This is a genomic window from uncultured Arthrobacter sp. (assembly GCF_964021775.1).
In the GTDB taxonomy this organism is placed as follows: Bacteria; Actinomycetota; Actinomycetes; order Actinomycetales; family Micrococcaceae; genus Arthrobacter.
Genome location: NZ_CAXHZI010000011.1, coordinates 56893 through 79320, shown reverse-complemented (window position 1 = coordinate 79320; position 22428 = coordinate 56893). Strand labels below are relative to the sequence as shown.

Annotated in this window: 23 protein-coding genes; 20 read left to right on the top strand and 3 right to left on the bottom strand. The window is 69.2% G+C overall.

The genetic code is table 11. The annotated features are described in order from the left end of the window. The first annotated feature begins 31 nt into the window (after positions 1-31). The 7 genes from ABIN76_RS11235 to ABIN76_RS11205 all read left to right on the top strand — a co-directional run bounded on the left by ABIN76_RS11235 (position 32) and on the right by ABIN76_RS11205 (position 5699). Positions 32-1648 carry a molybdopterin-dependent oxidoreductase gene (locus ABIN76_RS11235; protein WP_346959817.1) on the top strand — a complete coding sequence of 539 codons (1617 nt, stop codon included), beginning with the start codon at positions 32-34 and terminating at the stop codon, positions 1646-1648. A 26-nt stretch (positions 1649-1674) separates the two neighbouring features. After that, a complete protein-coding gene (glp, locus tag ABIN76_RS11230; protein ID WP_346959789.1) occupies positions 1675-2892 on the top strand; it encodes a gephyrin-like molybdotransferase Glp in 1218 nt (405 codons plus the stop codon). Then, complete coding sequence (gene moaC / locus ABIN76_RS11225; RefSeq protein WP_346959788.1) at positions 2880-3395, top strand: cyclic pyranopterin monophosphate synthase MoaC; 516 nt, start codon at positions 2880-2882, stop codon at positions 3393-3395. Before glp ends, moaC begins: the two co-directional genes overlap by 13 nt. Then, entirely contained in the window at positions 3392-3904 is a 513-nt protein-coding gene (locus ABIN76_RS11220) for a MogA/MoaB family molybdenum cofactor biosynthesis protein (RefSeq protein ID WP_346959787.1), read from the top strand. The genes moaC and ABIN76_RS11220 overlap by 4 nt, the downstream gene beginning before the upstream one ends. After that, positions 3894-4370 carry a molybdenum cofactor biosynthesis protein MoaE gene (locus tag ABIN76_RS11215; RefSeq protein ID WP_346959786.1) on the top strand — a complete coding sequence of 159 codons (477 nt, stop codon included), beginning with the start codon at positions 3894-3896 and terminating at the stop codon, positions 4368-4370. Before ABIN76_RS11220 ends, ABIN76_RS11215 begins: the two co-directional genes overlap by 11 nt. A gap of 88 nt (positions 4371-4458) precedes the next feature. Then, positions 4459-5217: a 4-hydroxy-tetrahydrodipicolinate reductase gene (gene dapB, locus ABIN76_RS11210; RefSeq protein ID WP_346959785.1), complete on the top strand. Its 759-nt coding sequence runs from the start codon at positions 4459-4461 to the stop codon at positions 5215-5217. Next, positions 5217-5699, top strand: coding sequence for a hypothetical protein (locus ABIN76_RS11205; protein ID WP_346959784.1), 483 nt, complete (start codon positions 5217-5219; stop codon positions 5697-5699). Before dapB ends, ABIN76_RS11205 begins: the two co-directional genes overlap by 1 nt. An 18-nt stretch (positions 5700-5717) precedes the next feature. Here the strand turns inward: ABIN76_RS11205 and ABIN76_RS11200 are convergent, their stop codons facing one another. Next, on the bottom strand, positions 5718-6968 hold the full coding sequence (locus ABIN76_RS11200) for a heparan-alpha-glucosaminide N-acetyltransferase domain-containing protein (protein ID WP_346959783.1): 1251 nt from the start codon (positions 6966-6968) through the stop codon (positions 5718-5720). 120 nt (positions 6969-7088) lie between these two features. Between ABIN76_RS11200 and ABIN76_RS11195 the strand changes: the two genes are divergently transcribed. The 7 genes from ABIN76_RS11195 (at position 7089) to ABIN76_RS11165 (ending at position 15196) form a co-directional block, all read left to right on the top strand. Then, entirely contained in the window at positions 7089-7502 is a 414-nt protein-coding gene (locus ABIN76_RS11195; protein ID WP_346959782.1) for a hypothetical protein, read from the top strand. A gap of 58 nt (positions 7503-7560) precedes the next feature. Continuing rightward, entirely contained in the window at positions 7561-8469 is a 909-nt protein-coding gene (dapA, locus tag ABIN76_RS11190) for a 4-hydroxy-tetrahydrodipicolinate synthase (protein ID WP_346959781.1), read from the top strand. A 59-nt stretch (positions 8470-8528) separates the two neighbouring features. Continuing rightward, positions 8529-10217: a ribonuclease J gene (locus ABIN76_RS11185; protein WP_175323229.1), complete on the top strand. Its 1689-nt coding sequence runs from the start codon at positions 8529-8531 to the stop codon at positions 10215-10217. Between the two features lie 249 nt (positions 10218-10466). Continuing rightward, a complete protein-coding gene (locus ABIN76_RS11180; protein WP_346959780.1) occupies positions 10467-13412 on the top strand; it encodes a DNA translocase FtsK in 2946 nt (981 codons plus the stop codon). Positions 13413-13439: 27 nt separating this feature from the next. Continuing rightward, positions 13440-14078, top strand: coding sequence for a CDP-diacylglycerol--glycerol-3-phosphate 3-phosphatidyltransferase (gene pgsA, locus ABIN76_RS11175; RefSeq protein ID WP_346959779.1), 639 nt, complete (start codon positions 13440-13442; stop codon positions 14076-14078). Beyond that, positions 14075-14605, top strand: coding sequence for a CinA family protein (locus ABIN76_RS11170; protein ID WP_346959778.1), 531 nt, complete (start codon positions 14075-14077; stop codon positions 14603-14605). The genes pgsA and ABIN76_RS11170 overlap by 4 nt, the downstream gene beginning before the upstream one ends. A 138-nt stretch (positions 14606-14743) precedes the next feature. Continuing rightward, positions 14744-15196 carry a helix-turn-helix domain-containing protein gene (locus tag ABIN76_RS11165; protein WP_138769747.1) on the top strand — a complete coding sequence of 151 codons (453 nt, stop codon included), beginning with the start codon at positions 14744-14746 and terminating at the stop codon, positions 15194-15196. A gap of 71 nt (positions 15197-15267) precedes the next feature. Here ABIN76_RS11165 and ABIN76_RS11160 read toward each other — a convergent pair whose 3' ends face one another. After that, complete coding sequence (locus ABIN76_RS11160; protein ID WP_346959777.1) at positions 15268-15789, bottom strand: MarR family transcriptional regulator; 522 nt, start codon at positions 15787-15789, stop codon at positions 15268-15270. A gap of 41 nt (positions 15790-15830) precedes the next feature. On the opposite strand from ABIN76_RS11160, the gene ABIN76_RS11155 reads away from it, so the two are divergent. From ABIN76_RS11155 to dapF, 6 genes are all read left to right on the top strand, one after another. After that, positions 15831-16049, top strand: coding sequence for a DUF3046 domain-containing protein (locus ABIN76_RS11155; RefSeq protein ID WP_056740635.1), 219 nt, complete (start codon positions 15831-15833; stop codon positions 16047-16049). 237 nt (positions 16050-16286) lie between these two features. Then, positions 16287-17336 (top strand): recombinase RecA, encoded by a 1050-nt coding sequence (gene recA, locus ABIN76_RS11150; RefSeq protein ID WP_138769744.1) that lies wholly within the window; start codon positions 16287-16289, stop codon positions 17334-17336. Between the two features lie 157 nt (positions 17337-17493). Further along, positions 17494-17967, top strand: coding sequence for a regulatory protein RecX (locus ABIN76_RS11145; protein WP_346959816.1), 474 nt, complete (start codon positions 17494-17496; stop codon positions 17965-17967). 77 nt (positions 17968-18044) lie between these two features. Next, on the top strand, positions 18045-19580 hold the full coding sequence (miaB, locus tag ABIN76_RS11140; protein WP_346959815.1) for a tRNA (N6-isopentenyl adenosine(37)-C2)-methylthiotransferase MiaB: 1536 nt from the start codon (positions 18045-18047) through the stop codon (positions 19578-19580). A 105-nt stretch (positions 19581-19685) separates the two neighbouring features. After that, the gene (gene miaA, locus ABIN76_RS11135; RefSeq protein WP_346959814.1) at positions 19686-20564 is read left to right on the top strand and encodes a tRNA (adenosine(37)-N6)-dimethylallyltransferase MiaA; all 879 of its coding nucleotides are present in this window, start codon (positions 19686-19688) and stop codon (positions 20562-20564) included. Between the two features lie 118 nt (positions 20565-20682). Then, positions 20683-21636, top strand: a complete 954-nt coding sequence (gene dapF / locus ABIN76_RS11130) for a diaminopimelate epimerase (protein WP_346959776.1) — start codon at positions 20683-20685, stop codon at positions 21634-21636. On the opposite strand, the gene ABIN76_RS11125 is transcribed toward dapF, so the two are convergent. After that, positions 21617-22231, bottom strand: a complete 615-nt coding sequence (locus ABIN76_RS11125) for a methyltransferase (RefSeq protein ID WP_346959775.1) — start codon at positions 22229-22231, stop codon at positions 21617-21619. The two genes, dapF and ABIN76_RS11125, sit on opposite strands and share 20 nt — an antisense overlap. Between the last annotated feature and the right edge of the window lie 197 nt (positions 22232-22428).

Sequence of the window (22428 nt, the reverse complement as noted above, 5' to 3'; positions counted from 1 at the left end):
CGGAGAACCGCAGCCCGTTCCGCGGCGCCCGGTGCGGTGGGCCGCCGCGGCCGGCGTGGTGGCGGTGGGTGCCGGCGTCGCCGTCGGCGAACTTGCTGCCGGGCTGCTGAGTCCCTCGGTTTCGCCGGTGACGGCCGTCGGCGGCGCGGTGATCGACGCCGTCCCGCCGGGGGTCAAAGACTGGGCGATTTCGCTTTTCGGCACGGCGGACAAACTGGCCCTGCTCGGCGGGATGGCGTTGGTGATCGCGGTGCTGGCCGCACTGGCCGGAGTGCTCGAATGGCGCCGCCGCTTCGCCGGGCTGGCCGTGATCGCCGTCTTCGGGCTGGTGGGTGTCGCGGCCGTGCTGACCCGGGCGGAGGCGGGTGCCACTGCCGTCCCGGGGCCGTTGCTGGCCGCCGCCCTGGGCGTGGTGCTGCTGCGCTGGCTGGTCCGCCGGCTCACCGAGTGGTCCGACGCCGATCGGGACCCCGCCGGCCAGGCACCCGCCGCACCCGCCGGCCAGCCGGCCGCCGCGCCGGCACCCGCCGGCCAGGCACCCGCAGACAGGGACCCCGAGGGCCAACCCGCGCCCCGCCCCGCCCGCCGCGGCTTCCTGCAGGCTCTGGCGGTGACCACGGTCATCGCCGCCGCCGGCGGGGTCCTTGCGTCCATCCTGCGCGGCGCCGCCGCGGCCGTCACCGGGCTGCGCAACAAGCTCGCGTTGCCCGTCCCGGCCTCGCGCGCCCCGGCGATACCCGCCGGGGCCGAGCTGTCCCTGGCGGGACTGGACCCCCTGGTCACCCCGAGCAAGGACTTCTACCGGATCGACACCGCCCTGCGTGTCCCGCTGGTGGATCCCCGCGAATGGCGGCTCAAGGTCACCGGCCTGGTGGACCGCGAGCTCGAACTCGACTTCGACGCCCTGCTGGCCAAGCCACTCACCGAGCGGTACATCACCATCGCCTGCGTCTCTAACGAGGTGGGCGGCGACCTGATCGGCAACGCCCGCTGGCTCGGCTGGCCGGTCCGCGAGCTGCTGGCACAGGCCGGCCCGCAACCGGGAGCGGACATGGTGCTCTCGCGCAGCGCCGACGGTTGGACCGCAGGGACACCGCTGGAGGTGCTCACGGACACCCGCGACGCCCTGCTGGCGGTGGGCATGAACGGGGAGCCGCTACCGCTCGAGCATGGTTTCCCCGTCCGGCTCGTCGTGCCGGGACTTTACGGCTACGTCTCGGCGACCAAATGGGTCACCGAACTGAAGGTCACCCGGTTCGCCGACGACGTCGCCTACTGGACTCCCCGGGGCTGGAGCGAGCGCGGACCCATCAAGACGTCGTCGCGGATCGACGTGCCGCGGGCCGGCCGGAGCGTGAATGCGGGGCAGGTGGACTTTGGCGGCGTGGCCTGGGCCCAGCACCGCGGCATCGGCACAGTGGAAGTGCGCGTCAACCGCGGCGACTGGAAACAGGCCGAGCTGGCACCGGCGATCTCCACGGACACCTGGCGCCAGTGGAAGCTCACCCTACCCCTGGACCCGGGACAGTACGAGGTCCAGGTCCGTGCCACCGACCTCGCCGGCGTCCCGCAAGTGGAGGACCGCGCCCCGGCGGCGCCCAGCGGGGCCACCGGCTACCACACAGTTACAGTGGACGTGAAGTCCTAGCCCGCCGAGCCGAAGGTCAACAACGTATGCACCGCACCGCGAACAGGCCCGTCACCGTGGAAGCGCACCGGGACAAAGTCCGGGCCCTGCTGGCACCGCTCGCCGCCCGCATCGACACGGTGCCGCTCGGGGACGCCCTCGGCCGCGGCCTGGCCTCCGACGTCCTGGCCCCGCTGGACCTCCCGCCCTTCGCCAACTCGCAAATGGACGGTTTCGCGATCCGCAGCGCCGAGGTGCCCGACGGCGGCGCCGAGCTCCGGGTCGCCGCGCCCGTTCCGGCCGGCGCCGAGCCCGCCGAACTTGCTCCCGGCACCGCCGCGCCCATCATGACCGGTGCCATGATCCCGGCCGGCGCCGACGCCGTCGTCCCCATTGAACTGGCCGTCCCCGATTCCTTCCCCGCCCCGGGAGCCCCGGCCACCGTCCGGCTGCCCGCCGCCCCGGTGGGGAACTACGTGCGGGTGGCCGGCAGCGACATTGCCGCCGGGGAAACCGCCCTCGCCGCCGGCACCTTCCTGGGACCCGGCCAGCTGGGGCTGCTGGCCGCGCTGGGCCTGAGCCAGGTGCCGGTGCACGCTGAGCCGAGGGTCCTGCTGGTCACCACCGGGGACGAAGTGGTGGAACCCGGCAGCCCGCTGCAGCCAGGCAAGATCTACGACGCGAACGGCACCCTGCTCGACTCCGCCCTGCGCCAGGCAGGCCTCCACGTCACCCGCACCGGCATCTCCGCCGACAACCCCGGGGAGCTGGAGGAGCTGCTGCGCCGCCACGCGCCCGGCGTGGACCTGATCGTCACCACCGGGGGAGTCAGCAAGGGCGCCTACGAGGTGGTCCGGCAGGCACTGGCGGACCACGACGTCGAGTTCGGCCCGGTGGCCATGCAGCCGGGCGGCCCGCAGGGCATCGGAACCTTCGACGGCGTCCCGGTCCTCGGCTTCCCCGGCAACCCGGTCAGCTGCCTCATCTCCTTCGAAATGTTCCTCCGGCCCGTCCTGGCGGACCTGTTCGGCTCGCCGGCGCCGCGCACCGTGATCCGCGCCCGGCTGGCCGAAGCCCTGGCCTCCCCGGAAGCCAAACACCAGGTCCGGCGCGGCACGCTCGGCCCGGACGGAACGGTCCGGCTGGAAGGCGGCGCGGGATCACACCTGATGCACGCCCTGGCGCACTCCAACGCCCTTGTGCACGTCCCGGCGGGAACAGCGGCGCTCGCCGGGGGCGACGAGGTGGAAGTATGGATCCTGTGAACGCAGCAGAGAACAACACACCAGAGCACCCGGACAAGCCCGCGCTGACCCATCTCCGGCAGGACGGCACCGCGCAGATGGTCGACGTGTCCAACAAAGCCGAGACCACGCGGGAAGCCACCGCCACCGCCACCGTGAACAGCACCGCTGAGGTCCTGGCCCTGCTCGGGTCCGGCGAACTGCCCAAGGGCGATGCGCTGGCCGTCGCACGGGTGGCCGGGATCCTGGCCGCCAAGAAAACACCCGACCTCATTCCGCTCTGCCACCCGTTGCCGATCACCAAGGTCACCGTCGACTTCGAGCTCGACGCCGAGTCCGTGACCGTCTTCGCCACGGTCAAAACCCGCGGCGTGACCGGGGTGGAGATGGAGGCGCTCACCGCGGCGTCCGTTGCTGCCCTGAGTGTGTACGACATGATCAAGGCCGTGGACAAGCACGCGGTGTTGACGGACATCAAGGTGCTCGCCAAAAGCGGCGGCAAGAGCGGGGACTGGACACTGTGAGCAGCATCGAACCGCACCGCCACGGCGACGCCACCGGCCGGAAGGCCGGCATCGTGATCGCCTCCACCCGCGCCGCGGCCGGGGTCTATGAAGACCTCACCGGTCCCGTCATCGCCGACTGGCTGACCGAGCACGGTTTCGAGCCGTTCCCCGCCCTGGTGGTTCCCGACGGCGAGCCCGTCGGCGCCGCCCTACGCGCGCTGCTGACCCAGCACCCCGCCGTGATCATCACCAGCGGCGGCACCGGCCTCAGCCCCACCGACGCCACCCCCGAACAGACGCTGCCGCTGCTGGACCGCGAAATCCCCGGCATCATGGAAGGCCTGCGCAGCGCGGGCACGGCCAAGACCCCGACGGCGATGCTGAGCCGCGGCCACGCCGGCGCCGCCGGCAGCACCTTCATCGTCAACCTCCCCGGCTCCCCGAAGGGCGTCATGGACGGCCTGGGCGTGCTGGACCCGATCATCGGACACCTCTGCGACCAGCTGGAAGGCAGCCATGGACACTGAATCAGCCTTCGAAGTCGTGCACGCCGTCCTCAGCGCCGAGCCCATCTCGGTGGAGCAGGCCATCGCCGCGGTCGAATCGGATACCGCCGGCGCCGTGGTGAGCTTCAGCGGCGTCGTCCGCAACCACGACGGCGGCAAACCGGTGCAGCGGCTCAGCTACAGCGCACACCCCACGGCGCACCAGGTGCTGGCCGACGTCGTCGCGCAACTCGTCGCCGAGCAGTCGGCGGCCGGGGCAGCCGGAGCGGGCCGGCCGGGCCAGTCGGTGCGGATCTGGGCCGCGCACCGGACCGGGCCGCTGGAGATCGGCGATCCCGCTCTGGTCTGTGCGGTGTCGGCGGCGCACCGCGGGCAGGCCTTCGCGGTGTGCTCCGAGCTGGTGGACCGGATCAAGGAGCAGGTTCCGATCTGGAAGGAACAGTTCTTCACCGACGGTACCGTCGAGTGGGTCGGCGCGGGGGAGTAGCCACTGCTCCGGCGGATGCGCCCGGCGGCAGGGTAACGCAAGGGACCCGGTTCCAGCCGGGCCGCGCCCCGGCGGTAGGGTTGATGCCATGACCGAACAACTCGCCGTCGCCGTTCTGGGCGCCAACGGGCGCATGGGCGCCGAGGCCGTCAAAGCCGTGGAAGACGCCAAAGACCTGAAGCTCGTCGCGGCCCTGGGCCGGGGCGATTCCCTCGATACCCTGGTGGATTCCGGCGCCCGCATCGTCGTGGACCTGACGGTGCCCGACAGCACCGAAGCGAACGTCCGCTTCGCCGTTGAGCACGGCATGCACGCCGTCGTCGGCACCACCGGCTGGGACGCTGAACGGCTGGAACGGCTCGAGGCGCAGCTCGCCGGCCAGCCCGGCGTCGGCGTCCTCATCGCCCCCAACTTCGCCCTCGGCTCGGTCCTGGCATCGGCCTTTGCCGCGAAGGCGTCCCGCTACTTCGAATCGGTCGAAATCATCGAGCTGCACCACCCGGAAAAAGTGGACGCTCCCTCCGGAACCGCGGTGCGCACCGCCCAGCTGATCGCTGCGGAGCGCGCCGGCGCCGGCGTCGCGGCCAGCCCGGATGCGACCAGCAGCGAACGCCCCGGAGCGCGCGGCTGCGAGGTCGACGGCGTCCGTGTCCACAGCGTCCGGCTCCGCGGCCTTGTGGCGCACCAGGAGGTCCTGCTGGGCGGGCCGGGGGAGCAGCTGACCTTCCGCCACGATTCCTTCGACCGCGCTTCCTTTATGCCCGGCGTGCTGTTGGGCGTGCGCAACGTCGCCGCGCATCCCGGACTCACTGTGGGCCTGGACGGCTACCTGGACCTGGGCCTCTGATGGCCAACGTCCTGGCCTCCTTCAAGGCCAACCGCACCAAGATCTGGGTGGGGGCCGTGACGCTGCTGCTGGTGTTCTACCTGGTGGTGTCCCTGCAGCGTTCGGTGCTGCTGCTCTCCGATCCCAACCCAGTGGCCAAGGCCCTTGGCCTGGCCTACCTGGTGCTGCCGGTGGTGGGGGCCTGGGCGCTGGTGCGGGAGCTCTTGTTCGGCGCCCGGACCGAAAGGCTGGCGAAGATCCTGGAAGCCGAAGGCGGCCTGCCGGAGGATACCCTGCCGCGCACCCCCGCCGGCCGGATCATCCGCGACGCCGCGGATCTGGAGTTTGAGAAATACCGGGCCGAAGCCGAGGCCGCCCCCGGGGACTGGCGGTCCTGGTTCCGGCTCAGCTGCGCCTACGACGCCGCCGGGGACCGCAAGCGGGCCCGCGCCTCGATGCGCGACGCCGTCCGGCTGTTCCGCGCCGGGTCGCCCGGCGCCTAGCGCCCGGCGGTTCGTTGTTTAGCGGTTCCTCGTTTGGCGGTTTCCGGACCGCAGGCCGCGGCCCAGCTGGTTAGCGCCGTGGCCCACCCACTCCAGGGGCCCGCGCCAGGACAGTGCCGCGAAGACACCGCCGATGACCAGCGCGGCGATGGCCTGCGCCCAGTACAGGCCCTCCACGCTCCAGCCGGCGGGGAGCGGCCGGCCGTACAGGGACGCCATCAACCACACGTGCGCCGTATACAAGCTCAGGGTCAGCGCCCCGGCGCCGCGCAACGGGAGCAACAGGTCCAGCTGCACCCAGTCGGCGAGCCGTCCCAGCAGCAGGCAGAGACCCACCACCGCGGCAGCGACCCCCGAGGTGTGCAGCAGGTCCAGCGTGGTGCCAGAATGCGGGGCGCTTGACGCCAGCCACCACGCGGAACCGGACTGGTCGATGCCCGCGAGGTTTACCTGCAGCAGGCTCGCCAGGGGGTACGCCGGGTCGCCCAGTTGCTGCTGCAGCGCTGCGCGGCCGCCCCAGTCCTCCATCAGCACCAGGCTCAGCCACTTGGCGAGCACCGCGGCGATGCTTCCGGCCGCCAGCAACAGCAACGGAACAGCCGCCGTGGACAGCGCCAGCCGGCCGATCGCCAGGCCGATGAGCAGGTAGGCGAGCCATTGCAGCACTGGGTAATAACCCGTCAGGAACACATCGCCGAGCAGCCGGGCCGGCGTGGTCAGGTCCTCCCAGCCGGGGTTGTGGCCGAGCCGGAGCGGCGGATCCGCCGCCAGCAGCCACGGCCGCAGGAGATAGGCCAGGACCGGGGTGGCCAGCAGCCACGCCGCCGCCAGTCCCCAGAGGCGTTTCGAGGGCAGGCCCAGGAACGGCAGTACACAAAGGAACAACAAGGCGTAGTGGACCAGAATGACCGCGATGTTGACTTCCAGGCCGCCGAGGCTGAGGCCCACCGCGGCCACCGCCAGTGCCCGGAGGGCGATGCCCCGGCGGGCCGCCCACAATGCCGGACCCTCCAGCGGCCGCTCCTTTCCGGTCGACAGCGCCAATCCGATCCCCGCAAGCACAGCAAAGAGTGCGGCCGCGCGGCCGGAGAAGGCCAGACCGACCCAGGTGGGGGTGAGCTGCGCGTCCGATCCAAAGGTCGGGAGCACATGGGTTGCCATCATGCCCAGCAGCGCCAGCCCGCGGGCCGCGTCGACGCCGGTCAGCCGGGGCGCCGCCGCCTTGGCCCTGGCGGTTTTTGAAGTCGTTGCCATACCGCGCGAGGTCATTCTCCGATCGTCTCACGTCCGGCCGGCCCCGGACCGCCCCAGGGCTGGTGCCGACCGGCGTGTCCACGGGTCCGGCCCAAGGCCTTGTATTCGAATATATGTTCGAATATCATGAACGGCATGAACAACGCATCAGACCCGGCCCGGGCCGCTTCTTCCCTTCCTGCCGGTACGGCCGGCGGCCGGTCGGCCGCTGCGCTCACCCCGGCCGGTGTCCTGAAGGCCATGAGCCCGGGTGTGGTGGACTTCCTCTTCCGGCGGCTGGTCGCCGGAGAGTCGGCGGAGGACGTCCAATGGCACCAGGAGGGCACCTCATTGTCCGCCCAGGCGCCCGGCGCCGAGCTGGCCCGCCGGCTCGCGGAGACCGACCTCGAGGCGCTCACCCCCACCGAGCTGTTCCACTACGTGCGTGCGGCGCAGCGGTTGTCCGCGTGGGCGGAGGGGCTGCGGGAGGACGCCCTGGGCCGTTACTGTGCCGGGCCGCCGGCACGCCCCGGAGCGCCGGCCGACACCACGCAGGAGGGCCGAATTTGACGCGCATCACTGCCTCGCCATTGTCCTAACAAGCCGGGGACAGGGTAACGTTTTTCCTATGGCTGACTCTGACATTCGCTCTTACACGTTTGGAACCCTTGTGACCGCCATGGTCACTCCGTTCACCAACGACGGTGAGGTCGACTATCAGCAGTCCGCAGAGCTGGCCAACAAGCTCGTCGACGACGGCAACGACGCCCTCGTTATCTCCGGCACCACCGGTGAAACGTCCACGCTGGAAGACGACGAAAAGGAGAAGCTTTTCCGTGTGATCGTCGAGGCCGTGGGGGACCGGGCCAAGGTCATCGCGGGGACCGGCACCAACCACACCTCGCACTCGATCGAGATGGCGAAGCGCGCCGCCAAGGCAGGCGCCCACGGCCAGCTGATCGTCACCCCCTACTACAACAAGCCGAGCCAGGCCGGAATCCAGGCCCACATAGAGGCCGTTGCCGACGCCGCGGACCTGCCCGTCATGGTCTACGACATCCCCGGCCGCGCGGGTGTTCCGATCCTGCCCGAAACCATGATCCGGCTCGCGGACCACCCCCGCGTGATCGCCCTCAAGGACGCCAAGGCAGACTTCGCCGCCGTCACCCGCGTCATGGCGAACACGGACCTGGATGTCTACTCCGGGGACGACGGACTGACTCTGCCGTGGATGGCGGCCGGCGCCGTCGGGCTGGTCAGCGTCTCGGCACACGTGGCCAGCAAGCAGTACCGTGCGATGATCGATGCCGCACTTGCAGGCGATTTTGCCACCGCCCGCACCATACATTTCGAACTGGACCCGGTGGTCCGTGCAGTGATGACCCACATCCAGGGTGCTGTTGCTGCGAAGCAAGTTCTTAAGTGGCAGGGAGTCCTGCCCAACTCGGTTGTCCGTTTGCCCCTCGTGGAGCCGGGCGAAGCCGAGATCGAAACGATCCGCGAGGACTTGGCGGAAGCAGGAATCGTCTTCTCCTGATCCGGCCCTGCCTGATCGAAGAGAACACCCCTCCTGCTCCGCCTGGAAAGTAGTGCACTATGACCCAAACCGCCCTTCCCGGCCTTGTCACGCCGCCGAAACTGCCCAAGAACACGCTGCGGATCGTTCCGCTCGGCGGCCTCGGGGAGATCGGCCGCAACATGACGGTCTTCGAAATCGACGGCAAGCTGCTTATCGTTGACTGCGGCGTCCTCTTCCCGGAAGAGACCCAGCCCGGCGTCGACCTGATCCTGCCCGATTTCTCCTACATCGAGAACCGCATGGATGACATCGTCGCCGTCATCCTCACGCACGGCCACGAGGATCACATCGGTGCCGTCCCGTACCTGCTGCGCTTGCGCAACGACATCCCCATCGTCGGCTCCCAGCTGACGCTGGCCCTGATCGAAGCGAAGCTCCAGGAACACCGGATCAAGCCGAACACCCAGATCGTCAGCGAGGGCCAGGTCCAGAAGCTCGGCCCCTTCGAATGCGAATTCGTGGCCGTCAACCACTCGATCCCCGATGCCCTGGCCGTCTTCCTGCGCACCTCCGGCGGCACCGTGCTGCACACCGGCGACTTCAAGATGGACCAGCTTCCCCTCGACGGCCGGATCACCGACCTGCGCCACTTCGCCAAGCTCGGCGAAGAAGGCGTGGATCTGTTCATGTCCGACTCCACGAACGCCGACGTCCCCGGGTTCACCACCGCGGAAAAGGAAATCGGCCCCACCCTGGACCGGCTCTTCGGCCAGGCGTCCAAGCGCATCATCGTGGCTTCGTTCTCCTCGCACGTGCACCGCGTCCAGCAGGTCCTCGACGCCGCCGCGAACCACAACCGCAAGGTAGCCTTCGTCGGCCGCTCGATGGTCCGCAATATGGCCATCGCCGCGAAGCTCGGCTACCTCGAAGTGCCGGCGGGCATCCTCGTCGACATCAAGAACATCGACAACCTGCCGGACAACCGCGTGGTCCTGATGTCCACCGGCTCCCAGGGCGAGCCCATGGCGGCACTGTCCCGCATGGCCAACGGCGACCACCGCGTCGTCGTCGGTCAGGGGGACACCGTGATCCTCGCCTCAAGCCTGATCCCGGGCAACGAGAATGCCGTCTTCCGGATCATCAACGGCCTGCTCAAGCTCGGCGCCGACGTCATCCACAAGGGCAACGCCAAGGTCCACGTCTCCGGCCACGCGGCCGCCGGCGAGCTCCTCTACTGCTACAACATCCTCGAGCCGCTCAATGCCATGCCGGTGCACGGCGAGACGCGCCACCTCATTGCCAACGGCAAGATCGCCCTCGAATCGGGCGTTCCCGAGGAGAGCATCCTGCTGGCGGACAACGGAACCGTCATCGACCTCCGCGACCATCAGGCGGACGTTGTGGGCCAGGTCGAGGTCGGGTTTGTCTATGTGGACGGCTCCAGCGTCGGCGAAGTCACCGAAGCCGACCTCAAGGACCGCCAGACCCTTGGCGACGAGGGTTTCATCTCGATCATCACGGTCATCCACCGCGCCACCGGCAAGGTGGTTTCCGGGCCGGAAATCCACGCCCGCGGCGTGGCCGAAGACGATTCGGTCTTCGACGAGATCATCCCCAAGATCAACGCCGCGCTCGAGGAAGCCGTGCAGAACCGGGACCACACCTCGCAGCAGCTCCAGCAGGTTGTCCGCCGCGTCGTCGGTACCTGGGTCAACCGCAAGCTGCGCCGCAAGCCCATGATCATCCCGGTGGTCCTGGAAGCCTAGGCCCCGCAACCGGGCAGCACGCCCGGTCACGGGCCAGCGCAACAGCTGCACTGAAACGGCCTTCCGCGCCGGCACCGCCTCCAGGCGGCGGCCGGCGGGGGAGGCCGTTTCCGTTCCCTCAAAGACCCCGCCGGGCAGCCCGAATCCGGCCGCCCACGCCGTACGCGGGCGGCCGCCGCCGCCCAACATGATCCCCGCCCGGCCCGGAAATCCGCGGTTTTCGGCCCGGCGTCGGGTACCGTTGCGGGTATGGCGACACGCACCTCCTCCGCGCCTAGAGGCAACTCAAGCGGCAGCTCAAAGGGCAACACCGGCAGCTCTTCAGGCAGGGGCTCCGGCGCAGCTGCGTCCAAGACCGGCCGCTCCCAGGGAACGGCGCGCACCCGCCAGCTGCCCGCCGTCGAACCCCGCCAGCCCTGGCTGGTGCGGGTGGTGGCCGGCGCGTGGCTGGGCATCGGCCATGTGGTGGGCGCCGGCGTCCGCCGGATCGGCCATGACGTCAGCGACCTCGACCCGGCAGACCGCCGCGACGGAGCCGCCCTGTTCAACCTCGCGCTCGGCGTCTTCATCGCCACGTTCGCCTGGTGGGGCTTCCAGGGCTGGTTCCCGGACATGGTCTTCGCAATCGTCAACGGCACCTTCGGCTGGATGTCCCTGCTGCTGCCGCTCATTCTGTTCGTCTGCGCCTTCCGGCTGTTCCGCCAGCCGGTGGACGGCCGCGGCAACAACCGCATCGGCATCGGCTTCCTGATCATGACCTTTGCCGGCTGCGGCCTTGCCCACATCATCGGCGGCCAGCCCACCGTCGCCGACGGCTTCGACGGGCTCCGCCACGCCGGCGGAATGCTCGGCTACCTCGCCGCCGCGCCGCTGGCAACCATCCACGCCGCCGTTCCGATCGCCCTCTACAGCCTGCTGGCCTTCACCTCGCTGCTCATTGTCACGGCCACCCCCTTCGGCGCGATCCCGTCCCGGCTGCGCGGCGCCTACGAGCACCTGATGGGCATCGACCTGCAGGACCACGACAGCGGGGCCGGCCAGGACTCCCACGACCGCAGCTACCTGTACGAGAACGACGGCCCCGCCCCGAAGAAGAAGCGCAAGCGCCTCTTCGGCAAGGACGACGACGCCGACGCCCGGCTGGAAGGCTACGTCGGCGACGAGGCCTTCGAGCACGCCGTCGTCGACGACGATGACGAAACAGCCGCCGGCGCTGCGGGCGCACGGGGAGCCGGCAAGGGTTCCAAAGCCGTGGCGCCCGGCGTGCGGCGGCCCACCCAGGCCGAAATCGCCGTCGAGAAGATCAAAGCCGCCCAGGGACTGGGCAGCAGCACGGCCGGGGCCGCGGCGGAGAACGCCACCGAGGCGATCCCGCTCGTCACCCCGGGCATGGTCGCCGCCGGGTCGCTGAACCCGTCCCCAGGTGCCGGCAGCGGTGCGGCCGCCCCCAAGGTCCCCGCGAACCCGGTCGCCCCGGCGCCGCTGCCCACGCCGATCCCGCAGCGCACCGAACAGCTGTCCCTCGCCGGCGATGTCACCTACACGCTGCCGTCCTCGGACATGCTCACCCCCGGTTCCATCCCCAAGGAACGCACCGAGGCCAATGACGCGATCGTCGCCTCGCTGACCGAGACGCTGACCCAGTTCAACGTGGACGCGCAGGTCACCGGGTTCAGCCGCGGACCCACCGTGACCCGCTACGAGATCGAGCTGTCCCCGGGCACCAAGGTGGAGCGCGTCACCGCCCTGTCCAAGAACATCTCCTACGCCGTCGCGAGCTCCGATGTGCGCATCCTGAGCCCCATCCCGGGCAAGTCGGCCATCGGCATCGAAATCCCCAACACGGACCGTGAAACCGTCTCGCTCGGCGACGTGCTGCGCAGCCAGAACGCCCGCCGCACTGACCACCCCATGGTCATGGGCGTGGGCAAGGACGTCGAAGGCGGCTACGTCGTGGCCAACCTCGCCAAGATGCCGCACCTGCTCGTTGCCGGCGCCACCGGCGCCGGCAAGTCCTCCTTCGTGAACTCGATGATCACCTCGATCCTGATGCGCGCCACCCCGGACGAGGTCCGGATGGTCATGGTGGACCCCAAGCGGGTGGAACTCACCGCCTACGAAGGTGTCCCGCACCTGATCACCCCGATCATCACCAACCCCAAAAAGGCCGCCGAGGCCCTGCAATGGGTGGTCCGCGAGATGGACGCCCGCTACGACGACCTCGCGAACTACGGCTTCAAGCACATCGACGACTTCAACAAAGCCGTCCGGGCCGGCAAGGTCCACCCGCCCGTCGATTCCAAGCGCGTCATCCGCCCGTACCCGTACCTGCTGGTGATCGTGGACGAACTCGCCGACCTCATGATGGTGGCGCCGCGCGACGTCGAAGACTCGATCGTCCGCATCACCCAGCTGGCCCGCGCGGCCGGCATCCACCTGGTGCTCGCCACGCAGCGGCCCTCCGTCGACGTCGTCACCGGCCTGATCAAGGCCAACGTTCCCTCCCGGATGGCGTTCGCGACGTCCTCGGTGACCGACTCCCGTGTGGTCCTCGACCAGCCGGGCGCCGAGAAGCTGATCGGCCAGGGCGACGCGCTGTTCCTGCCAATGGGCGCCTCCAAGGCGATGCGCGTCCAGGGCGCCTGGGTCACCGAGTCCGAGATCCACAAGGTCGTAGAACACGTCAAGGGCCAGCTCAAGGCCGTCTACCGGGACGACGTCGCCCCCGAGACGCAGAAGAAGCAGATCGACGACGACATCGGAGACGACCTTGAGGTCCTGCTGCAGGCCACCGAACTGGTGGTCACCACGCAGTTCGGCTCCACCTCGATGCTGCAGCGCAAACTGCGGGTCGGCTTCGCCAAGGCCGGCCGGCTGATGGACCTGCTCGAGTCCAGGGGAGTGGTGGGCCCGTCCGAGGGCTCCAAGGCCCGAGACGTGCTGGTCAAGCCGGACGACCTGGCCGCGGTGCTGGCCGCCATGAAGGGCCAGGACGGGCCGGTCGCCGCGGATTCGCAGACGGCCGCGCTCAGCGACAATGCCAACGCCAACATCGCCCAGGGCGGCTACGCCGAGGACCTGGTGGCAGCCGACCTCGACAACCGCACCCAGGCCATCGAGTACCACGACGGCGCCGACGGCGGGTCGGACGACGAGGACGGCTCCGAGGACGCCTGGTCGCTGACCGGACGGTAGCCGGCGGCGAGACGGTAGCCTAGGAAGGTGACTAGCGCCGAAACCAACGCCGGGTCCGCCCCGCGGATCTGGAACCTGCCCAACATCCTCACGATGCTGCGGATCGCGCTGGTGCCCTTTTTCGTTTGGTGCCTCGTCGCCGACGCCCCGGGCCTTGACGCGCAGAACGGCCCCTGGCGCTGGGCCGCCGTCGTTGTCTTCGCGGTGGCGATCTACACGGACAAGCTCGACGGCGACATCGCCCGCAGCCGCGGGCTTATCACCGACTTCGGCAAGATCGCGGACCCGATCGCGGACAAGCTGCTGATCGGCTCCGCCCTGGTCATGCTCTCGCTGCTCGGCGAACTGCCGTGGTGGGTCACCGTCCTGATCCTGGTCCGCGAGTGGGGCGTCACGGCGCTCCGCTTCTTCGTGATCCGCTACGGCGTGATCCCCGCGTCACGCGGCGGCAAGCTCAAGACCGTAGTGCAGACCGCGGCGATCTTCCTCTACGTGATGCCGCTCGCCTCGATCGCCCCGTGGCTCGGGTTCCTGGCCTTTGTTGTCATGATGGCCGCCCTGGCGATCACGGTCTGGACCGGCGTCGAATATGTCGTTGAGGCCCTCAAGCTGCGCGCCAGCGGCATCCGGGCCAGGAAACAGCAGGTCCAGGAGGGAACGCCATGAGCAATTTCCACCCCACCACCCACCCGGGGCTGCACCCGAATCTGCACCGCCTCGCCGAGCAGGCCGTGGGCCGCGCCATTGAGCGCGGACTGACCGTGGCCACCGCGGAGTCCCTCACCGCCGGGATGGTGGCGGCCGTGCTGGCCGACACCCCCGGCGCGTCCGCCATGCTGCAGGGCGGCGTGGTCGCCTACTCGAACACGGTCAAGGCCGACATCCTGGGGGTGTCCCGGGACGTCCTCGACGCCGTGGGTTCGGTGGACGGACAGGTCGCCGCGGCCATGGCCTCCGGGGCGCGCGCAGCGTGCGGTGCCGCCGTCGGCGTCGCCACCACCGGGGTGGCGGGCCCGGAGCCGCATGACGGCAAGGCGGTGGGCACGGTCTACATCGGCCTCGCCACGGCGGAAGGCGCGACATCGTTCGCGTACCACTTCGACGGCAGCCGCCAGGAGATCCGGGCGCTGGCCTGCGGCGCGGCCCTGGAACGGCTGCTCGAAGCCCTGTCCGCGACAAGCTACCGCGGGTAAAGTTGCCGGGAACAAAAGTTGATTCCGAATAGTTGTTACATTGTGTCGCCCCGGAATAAGGGTGGCGCCTAGGATGAAATCATCACAACGTTCGCAGTCCACCGCGAACTAGACATACGAGGGAGCAAGGCGATACAGATGGTAAAGCAGCCCGTATCCGTAAACGGCGTTGTCCGCTGGAAGGATGTGGGCCTCGCCGATCAGGCAAAGAGCGAACAGAAGGAGCGCAAGATGGTTGTACTTCGTCACGAAATCGGTGATGTCCTGCGCGATGTCCGCCAACGCCAAGGCCGTACCCTCCGCGAAGTCTCGCACAGTGCCCGTGTATCCCTGGGCTACCTGAGTGAAGTGGAACGCGGCCAGAAGGAAGCCTCCTCGGAGCTGCTCTCCTCGATCTGCTCGGCCCTTGACGTCCCGTTGTCCAGCATGCTCCGCGAAGTCAGCGACCGCGTCGCCGTGGCCGAGGGCGTTGCGGTACCGGACACCGTCCCCCAGGAATTCGCCCAGCGCTACGGTCGTGACCTTGACCGTGAGCTCAACACCGAGCTGAACGATGAGCTGGCCACCGGCCTGCTCTCCGGGGCGCGCTAGGCCCAAATCTCTTCAGATTAACGAATTGGTCCCCGGCAGTGCCGGGGACCTTTTCCGTGCCCGGGATGGGCCTAGAGGCCTTCGTCCCGGGGAAAACCGTCGCGTTCGTAGGTGGCGTTGAGCTTCGCCATGTAGCCGGCGAAGGCTTCCAGCTCCGCGGCCGGCCACTCCGCCAGCCGTTCGCGGAAGACCTCGCGCCGCGCATCCTGGACCAGGTGCATCTTCTCCTCGCCCTTGGCCGTCAGGCTGATGGCCTGCGCCCGGCCGTCCAGCGGGTCGGCCTCCTTCGCCACCAGCCCCAGGCCTTCAAGGAACGCGATCTGGCGGCTCACCGAGGGCTTGCCGACGCCGATGCAGGAGGCCAGTTCGGTCAGCCGGATGGGCCCCTTGGCCCGGACCACGGACAGCAGCCCGTAGGCGGCAGGCTCCATCTCGGGATGGACCTGGCGGGATAACTGCTGCGACATGGAGCGGGCCCGCCGCCAGAGCAGGCTCAGCTGGCGCTCGACGGCGGCCAGCGCCTCCTCCGCGGACGGGTCGCCGGTCCCGGAAACTGGCGCCGGATCCGGGGCGGCGTCGCGTGGGTTGCTCATAGCAACCATTCTAGGGGCCGTGCCCGTGAGAGACTTTATCGGTGAGAATCAGCGACTTTTGGCGGCTTATGGACGACGAGTTCGGCGCGGGATACTCCCGGGTGCTCAGCAGTTCCCTGGTGCTGGCGGGCGTGGGCGGCCGCACCGCGGACCAGGCCCTCTCCGCGGGAGTGCCACCGAAACAGGTCTGGCTGGCCCTCTGCGATGTCCAGGATGTCCCTGCCGAACGGCGGCTCGGCCGCGACGTCAAACCCCGCTGACGGTACGGCCGTTGACGGTACGGCCGCTGCCCGGGACCGGTCCGCAGGCATCGGGGGACTGACACGCCGTCCAATTGTTCGAATATCTGTTCGGGTCCGGCTATGCTTTTTTCAGAGCGTTTTCCACATACGCGACGGCGGCGGCAACTTTGTCAGTGGCTGCCACTAGCGTCAGTGATGACATAACAACGGCCGTGACGGCCACTCTCCAGCGAGAAAGTATTAGAGGTGTGAATCATGGCCGCAGCCCCGGATCGCCAGAAGGCGCTCGACGCAGCGCTTGCCCAGATTGACAAGCAGTTCGGCAAAGGCTCCGTCATGCGTCTGGGCGACGAAGTCCGCGCGCCCATCGAGGTCATCCCGACCGGCTCCATCGCGCTGGACGTGGCTCTCGGCATTGGCGGCCTGCCCCGCGGCCGCGTGGTTGAGATCTACGGCCCTGAATCCTCCGGTAAGACCACGGTCGCGCTCCACGCTGTCGCCAACGCCCAGCGCCAGGGCGGCATCGCCGCCTTCATCGACGCCGAGCACGCCCTCGACCCCGAGTACGCTGCCAAGCTTGGCGTTGACACCGACGCGCTCCTGGTCTCCCAGCCGGACACCGGCGAGCAGGCGCTCGAAATCATGGACATGCTGATCGGCTCCGGTTCGCTGGACGTCATCGTCATCGACTCCGTTGCCGCCCTCGTGCCCCGCGCCGAAATCGAAGGCGACATGGGCGACAGCCACGTCGGCCTGCAGGCCCGGCTGATGAGCCAGGCGCTGCGTAAGATCACCGGCCGGCTGAGCCAGACCAAGACCACCGCCATCTTCATCAACCAGCTGCGCGAAAAGATCGGTGTGTTCTTCGGCTCCCCGGAAACCACCACCGGTGGTAAGGCGCTGAAGTTCTACGCCTCGATCCGCATCGACGTCCGCCGTATCCAGACCCTCAAGGAGGGTGCAGACTCCGTCGGCAACCGGACCAAGGCGAAGATCGTCAAGAACAAGATGGCCCCGCCGTTCAAGATCGCCGAATTCGACATCATCTACGGCCAGGGCATCTCCCGCGAAGGCGGCATCATCGACATGGGTGTCGAGCACGGCCTGATCAAGAAGTCCGGCTCGTGGTTCACCTACGACGGCGATCAGCTGGGCCAGGGCATGGAGAATTCCCGTCGCTTCCTGCGCGACAACCCCGAACTCGCCGCCGAACTCGAGCGCCTGATCAAGGAAAAGCTCGGCGTCGGCGTCAAGGCAGCGGACCCGGAGGAATCACCGAAGCTGAAGGCCGTTGACGGTTTCTAACAGCCGGGCCTCCGCCGCGCGGGGCCGCAAGGGGTCAGGATTCCCGTCCCGGAATCCTGGCTCCGGCGTCGTTGGCGACCCCGGAGGTCCCGGCCGGTCCGCGCCGCCGGCACCGGAGCAGGACCCCGAGGCTGATCCCGCCGCCGTCGCAAGGGCCGTGGTGCTGCGGCAACTAACCAACTCACCCAAGAGCCGGCTGCAGCTGTCCCGCAAACTGGCCGAGCGCAACATTCCGGACGACGTTGCCGAGGCCGTCCTCGACCGCTTCGAAGAGGTCCGCCTCATCGACGACGCCGAGTTCGCCGAGCTGTGGGTTCGGAGCCGGTCCCAGACCCGGAAACTGGCGAAGGGCGCCCTCCGCCGGGAACTCGCGGAGAAGGGCATCGACCAGGAGACCGCAGCCGTTGCCCTCGACCAGCTCAGCGACGAGGATGAGGAATCGGCCGCCCGGGAACTCGTGGAACGCAAGCTGCGGAACGCGCGGGGGCTCGAGGACCGCGCCGAGCGGGACAAAATGGTCCGCCGGCTCGCGTCCATGCTAGCCCGCAAGGGCTACCAGCCCTCGCAGGCCTTCCGCATTGTCGGCGAGGTCTTGGACGCTGCCCTCGAAGAGCAGGACAGCGACGCCTGACCCGGGGCTCCCGCGGTTGCGGAAAAGCTGCCTCCGCGAACGCGGCCGCGCCGAACCGGTACCCTTAACAGGTGAGTTTGACCATTCCTTCCCCCGCCGCCGGCGGAGCCCCTTTGCCGGATGAGACTGCCCCGGTCCGTACCTACCAGGTACGGACCTTCGGCTGCCAGATGAACGTGCACGACTCCGAGCGGATGTCCGGCATGCTTGAAGCCGCCGGTTACGTCCGCTCCGAAGGTGAACTGGCCGACGTCGTCGTCTTCAACACCTGCGCCGTCCGGGAAAATGCAGACAACAAGCTCTACGGCAACCTCGGCATCCTCCGTCCGGTGAAGGAAGCCAATCCGGGCATGCAGATCGCCGTCGGCGGCTGCCTGGCGCAGAAGGACCGCGAGACCATCCTCAAGAAGGCACCCTGGGTTGATGCCGTGTTTGGCACCCACAACGTCGGCGCCCTGCCCGCCCTGCTGGACCGCGCACGCCACAACGACGAGGCGCAACTGGAAATCCTCGAATCGCTTGACGTGTTCCCCTCGACGCTGCCCACCAAACGGGACTCCGTCTACTCCGGCTGGGTCTCCATCTCGGTCGGCTGCAACAACACCTGCACGTTCTGCATCGTTCCCGCGCTGCGCGGCAAGGAAAAGGACCGCCGGCCCGGCGACATCCTGGCCGAAATCCAGGCCCTCGTCGACGACGGCGCCATCGAGGTCACCCTGCTGGGCCAGAACGTGAACTCCTACGGCGTTGAGTTCGGCGACCGGCAGGCCTTCTCCAAACTGCTGCGCGCCTGCGGCGACATCCCCGGCCTGGAGCGCGTCCGGTTCACCAGCCCGCACCCGGCCGCCTTCACCGACGACGTTATCGATGCCATGGCCGAGACCCCCAACGTGATGCCGCAGCTGCACATGCCGCTGCAGTCCGGCTCGGACAAGGTCCTCCGGGAGATGAAACGGTCCTACCGTTCCACCAAGTTCCTCGGGATCCTGGACAAGGTCCGGGAGAAGATCCCGCACGCCGCTATCTCCACCGACATCATTGTCGGCTTCCCCGGCGAGACCGAGGAAGACTTCCAGGCCACGCTCGACGTCGTGGAAAAGTCCCGCTTCGCGACCGCCTTCACCTTCCAGTACTCGAAGCGGCCCGGCACCCCGGCCGCGGAGCTTGAGGACCAGCTGCCCAAAGCAGTGGTCCAGGAACGCTTCGAACGGCTCACCGCCCTGCAGGACCGGATCGCTGCCGAGGAGAACGCCCGCCAGCTCGGCCGCCGCGTCGAGGTCATGGTGACCGCTCAGCCGGGCAGGAAAGCCGGGGAAACACACCGCCTCTCCGGCCGCGCCCAGGACCAGCGACTGGTGCACTTCTCCGTGCCCGACGGCGCCGAAACGCCCCGCCCCGGAGACCTCGTCACCGTGACCATCACGGAAGCCGCAGCGTTCCACCTCGTCGCGGACCCGGCGACTGCGGACGATTACAGCCTGCGCCGCTCCCGCGCCGGCGATGCCTGGGACCGTTCCCAAGCCGATTCCTGCGGCGCCCCCGCCCCGGCCGGGAACGGCGGCTCGTCCGGTGTCTCGCTCGGCATGCCGACCCTTCCAGTCCGCGCCCGCTAGCCCGTGGCCGACTCCGCTCCACACGACAGCTCCGACACCGCCGGCGTACCCGACGGTTCCGCCGCGCCGGTTCATCCCAACGCATCCGGATCCGCCCCGGAGGTCATTGCCGTCGTCGGGCCCACGGGATCCGGAAAGTCCGATCTGGCCGTCTCGCTCGCATTGACCCTCGACGGTGAGGTCGTCAACGCCGACGCCATGCAGTTCTACCGCGGCATGGACATCGGCACGGCCAAGATCACTGAGGCCGAGCGCAGGGGAGTGCCCCACCACCTCCTGGACATCCTCGACGTGACCGAGGAAGCCAGCGTCTCGGACTTCCAGCAGCAGGCGCGTGCCGTGATCGCGGACATCCATGCCCGGGGCAAGCGGGCCATCCTCGCCGGCGGTTCAGGCCTGTACGTGCGGGCCGCCCTGGACGTGCTCGAATTCCCCGGCACCGACCCCGCCATCCGGCGCCGTCTCGAAGCCGAGGAGGAAGCGGCCGGCCTCGCGCCCCTGCGGGCACGGCTGGAACTCGTGGACCCGGTCTCCGCGGGGCGCCTGGGCGACGCCCGCCGCGTCATCCGCGCCCTGGAAGTCTTCGAGCTGACGGGACGTCCCTTCAGCTCCTTTATGCCCACCCGCGAGTACTTCCAGCCGGCCGTGCAGATTGGCCTCGACGTGGACCGCGACCAGTTGCGCGAGCGGCTCGCCGCCCGTGTCCACACGATGGTGGACCAGGGACTGCTGGCGGAGGTGCGGCGCCTCGACGCCCTGGGGCTTCGCCGCGGCAGGACCGCCTCCCGGGCCCTGGGCTACGCGCAGTTCCTCAGGGTCGTCGACGGGGAGTCGGACCTGGCGCAGGCCGCCGAAGAGACCATTGTCGCGACCCGGCAGTTCGCCCGCCGCCAGCTCACCTGGTTCCGCGCCGACCCCCGGATCAACTGGCTCGACTGGCAGGACCCCGGGCTGGCGGCCAAGGCCACGGCTCTCTGCGGCTGAGATCCGCCGCTAAGCTCCGCCGCTGACAGCCGCCGCTCACGGCCTCCCGCCGTTGAACCCCCGCTACCTCCGGGCAGCGGGTTCCGTCCCGGCCCGGCCGGAACGGTAACCTTGGAGCATGGACGAAACCCTTGCCGCAGCCGTTGACCACCCCGCGTCAGACACCGGCGCCCTCGCCGGCCTGAAGTTCTCGAAGGGCCACGGAACCGGCAACGACTTTGTCCTGATCGCAGACCCCCACGGCGCGCTCTCCGTCACCCCGGAACAGGTCGCGGCCCTCTGCGACCGGCACCGCGGCATCGGCGGCGACGGACTCATCCGCGCCGTACCCTCGCGGCTGCTCCCGGAAGGCCGGGAGCAGCTCGCCGAGCACCCCGCGGCCGAGTGGTTTATGGATTACCACAACGCTGACGGCTCGCTGTCGGAGATGTGCGGCAACGGCGTCCGCGTCTTTGTCCACTTCCTCATCAATGAGGGACTCGTCGACCTGCCGGCCGGCGAGTCGCTAAGCATCGGAACCCGCGGCGGCATGAAGACCGTCGTCCGCACCGCGGGCGGCTACGCCGTGGACATGGGGCCGTGGGAGTTCATCTTCCCGGGCGAGGCCACCGCGCGTGCCATGGATTCACTGGTCAGCGCCGAAGGGCTGGAGGTGGCCAGGCCGGCGCTGTCCGTCAGCATGGGCAACCCGCACACTGTCGTCGCTTTGGCCGAACTCGCGGAACTTGACGCCACGCAGCTGTTCAAGGCGCCCCGGGTCGACCCGACACCGCCGCACGGTACCAACGTCGAGTTCGTCGTGCCGTCCGAGCCGCTCGTTCACGACGGCGTCGGCACCATCACCATGCGCGTGCACGAGAGGGGAGTGGGGGAGACGCTGTCCTGCGGGACCGGCGCCTGTGCCGCCGCCGTCGCGATCCGGCACTGGGCCGGCCAGGGCGCGCCGGACGCCTGGAACGTCACGGTACCGGGCGGCGTCGTCAGCGTGAAGTTCTTCCTGTCACCGGACGGCCACGAGCACGTGGAGCTCAGCGGACCCGCGGTGATCGTCGCTAGCGGGACGCTTTCCTGACCTTCAGGATCCGGAACGACTTCGAGGTGCTCTCGCGTGTGACGGTAAAGCTGCCGTCCAGCTCCGCCGCGAGCCAGCGCTGAAGCGAATCCGAACCAAGGTTCTTCTGCACCACCAGCCAGGCCGATCCGCCCGGGGCAAGCCGGGGCAGCCAGAGCAGCAGCAGGGCGTGGAGTTCGTCCTTGCCGATCCGGATGGGCGGATTGGACCAGATCGTGTCGAAGCGCAGCTCCGGATCGACCTCGCCAGGGGTGCTGGCGGTGACATTCTCCAGCCCCAGCAGGGCGGCATTCTCGTTCGTCAGCGCCACGCAGCGCTCATTGACATCCACGGCGAAGACCCGGGCGTGCGGGGCCCGCAGGGCCATGGTCAGCGCGATCGGCCCCCAGCCGCACCCGATGTCCAGCAGGTTCCCCTGCGGCGCCGGGGCAGGGACGTCGGCCAGCAGCACCGCGGTTCCCTTGTCGATCCCGTCCGGGCTGAAAATTCCGGAGGACGTCTGCAGCTGCCGGCGTTCGCCGGCAAGCTCCACGGTCAGCGGCTTGCGGGTGAACGGCCCGGCGGGCTGGGCGCTGAAATAGTGTGCAGACTCCATAACTGGCCAGATTAGTTGGCGCCCCGGCGCTATGGGAAACCGGCCGGGAAACCGGTCCCCGCCGCGCCCGCAACCGGCGCCGCCGGGCAGCGCCGGAGCGCAGGGACGGTCTGCTAGTCTTAAAGACATGATCTTGAACTTCAAGTAGCCGGCACGGGCCTTCGCTTCCTTACCGCAGGCCCGTCCCCGCAGCGACG

Excerpts from the sequence above, each read along its gene's own strand:
- dapF (WP_346959776.1), top strand. The coding sequence starts at position 20,683 with ATGGACGAAACCCTTGCCGCAGCCGTTGACCACCCCGCGTCAGACACC.
- ABIN76_RS11185 (WP_175323229.1), top strand. The coding sequence starts at position 8,529 with ATGACCCAAACCGCCCTTCCCGGCCTTGTCACGCCGCCGAAACTGCCC.
- glp (WP_346959789.1), top strand. The coding sequence starts at position 1,675 with ATGCACCGCACCGCGAACAGGCCCGTCACCGTGGAAGCGCACCGGGAC.
- ABIN76_RS11160 (WP_346959777.1), bottom strand. The coding sequence starts at position 15,789 with ATGAGCAACCCACGCGACGCCGCCCCGGATCCGGCGCCAGTTTCCGGG.
- ABIN76_RS11170 (WP_346959778.1), top strand. The coding sequence starts at position 14,075 with ATGAGCAATTTCCACCCCACCACCCACCCGGGGCTGCACCCGAATCTG.
- dapA (WP_346959781.1), top strand. The coding sequence starts at position 7,561 with ATGGCTGACTCTGACATTCGCTCTTACACGTTTGGAACCCTTGTGACC.
- ABIN76_RS11200 (WP_346959783.1), bottom strand. The coding sequence starts at position 6,968 with ATGACCTCGCGCGGTATGGCAACGACTTCAAAAACCGCCAGGGCCAAG.
- recA (WP_138769744.1), top strand. The coding sequence starts at position 16,287 with ATGGCCGCAGCCCCGGATCGCCAGAAGGCGCTCGACGCAGCGCTTGCC.
- ABIN76_RS11165 (WP_138769747.1), top strand. The coding sequence starts at position 14,744 with ATGGTAAAGCAGCCCGTATCCGTAAACGGCGTTGTCCGCTGGAAGGAT.
- ABIN76_RS11180 (WP_346959780.1), top strand. The coding sequence starts at position 10,467 with ATGGCGACACGCACCTCCTCCGCGCCTAGAGGCAACTCAAGCGGCAGC.
- moaC (WP_346959788.1), top strand. The coding sequence starts at position 2,880 with ATGGATCCTGTGAACGCAGCAGAGAACAACACACCAGAGCACCCGGAC.
- ABIN76_RS11195 (WP_346959782.1), top strand. The coding sequence starts at position 7,089 with ATGAACAACGCATCAGACCCGGCCCGGGCCGCTTCTTCCCTTCCTGCC.
- ABIN76_RS11125 (WP_346959775.1), bottom strand. The coding sequence starts at position 22,231 with ATGGAGTCTGCACACTATTTCAGCGCCCAGCCCGCCGGGCCGTTCACC.
- dapB (WP_346959785.1), top strand. The coding sequence starts at position 4,459 with ATGACCGAACAACTCGCCGTCGCCGTTCTGGGCGCCAACGGGCGCATG.
- ABIN76_RS11215 (WP_346959786.1), top strand. The coding sequence starts at position 3,894 with ATGGACACTGAATCAGCCTTCGAAGTCGTGCACGCCGTCCTCAGCGCC.
- ABIN76_RS11205 (WP_346959784.1), top strand. The coding sequence starts at position 5,217 with ATGGCCAACGTCCTGGCCTCCTTCAAGGCCAACCGCACCAAGATCTGG.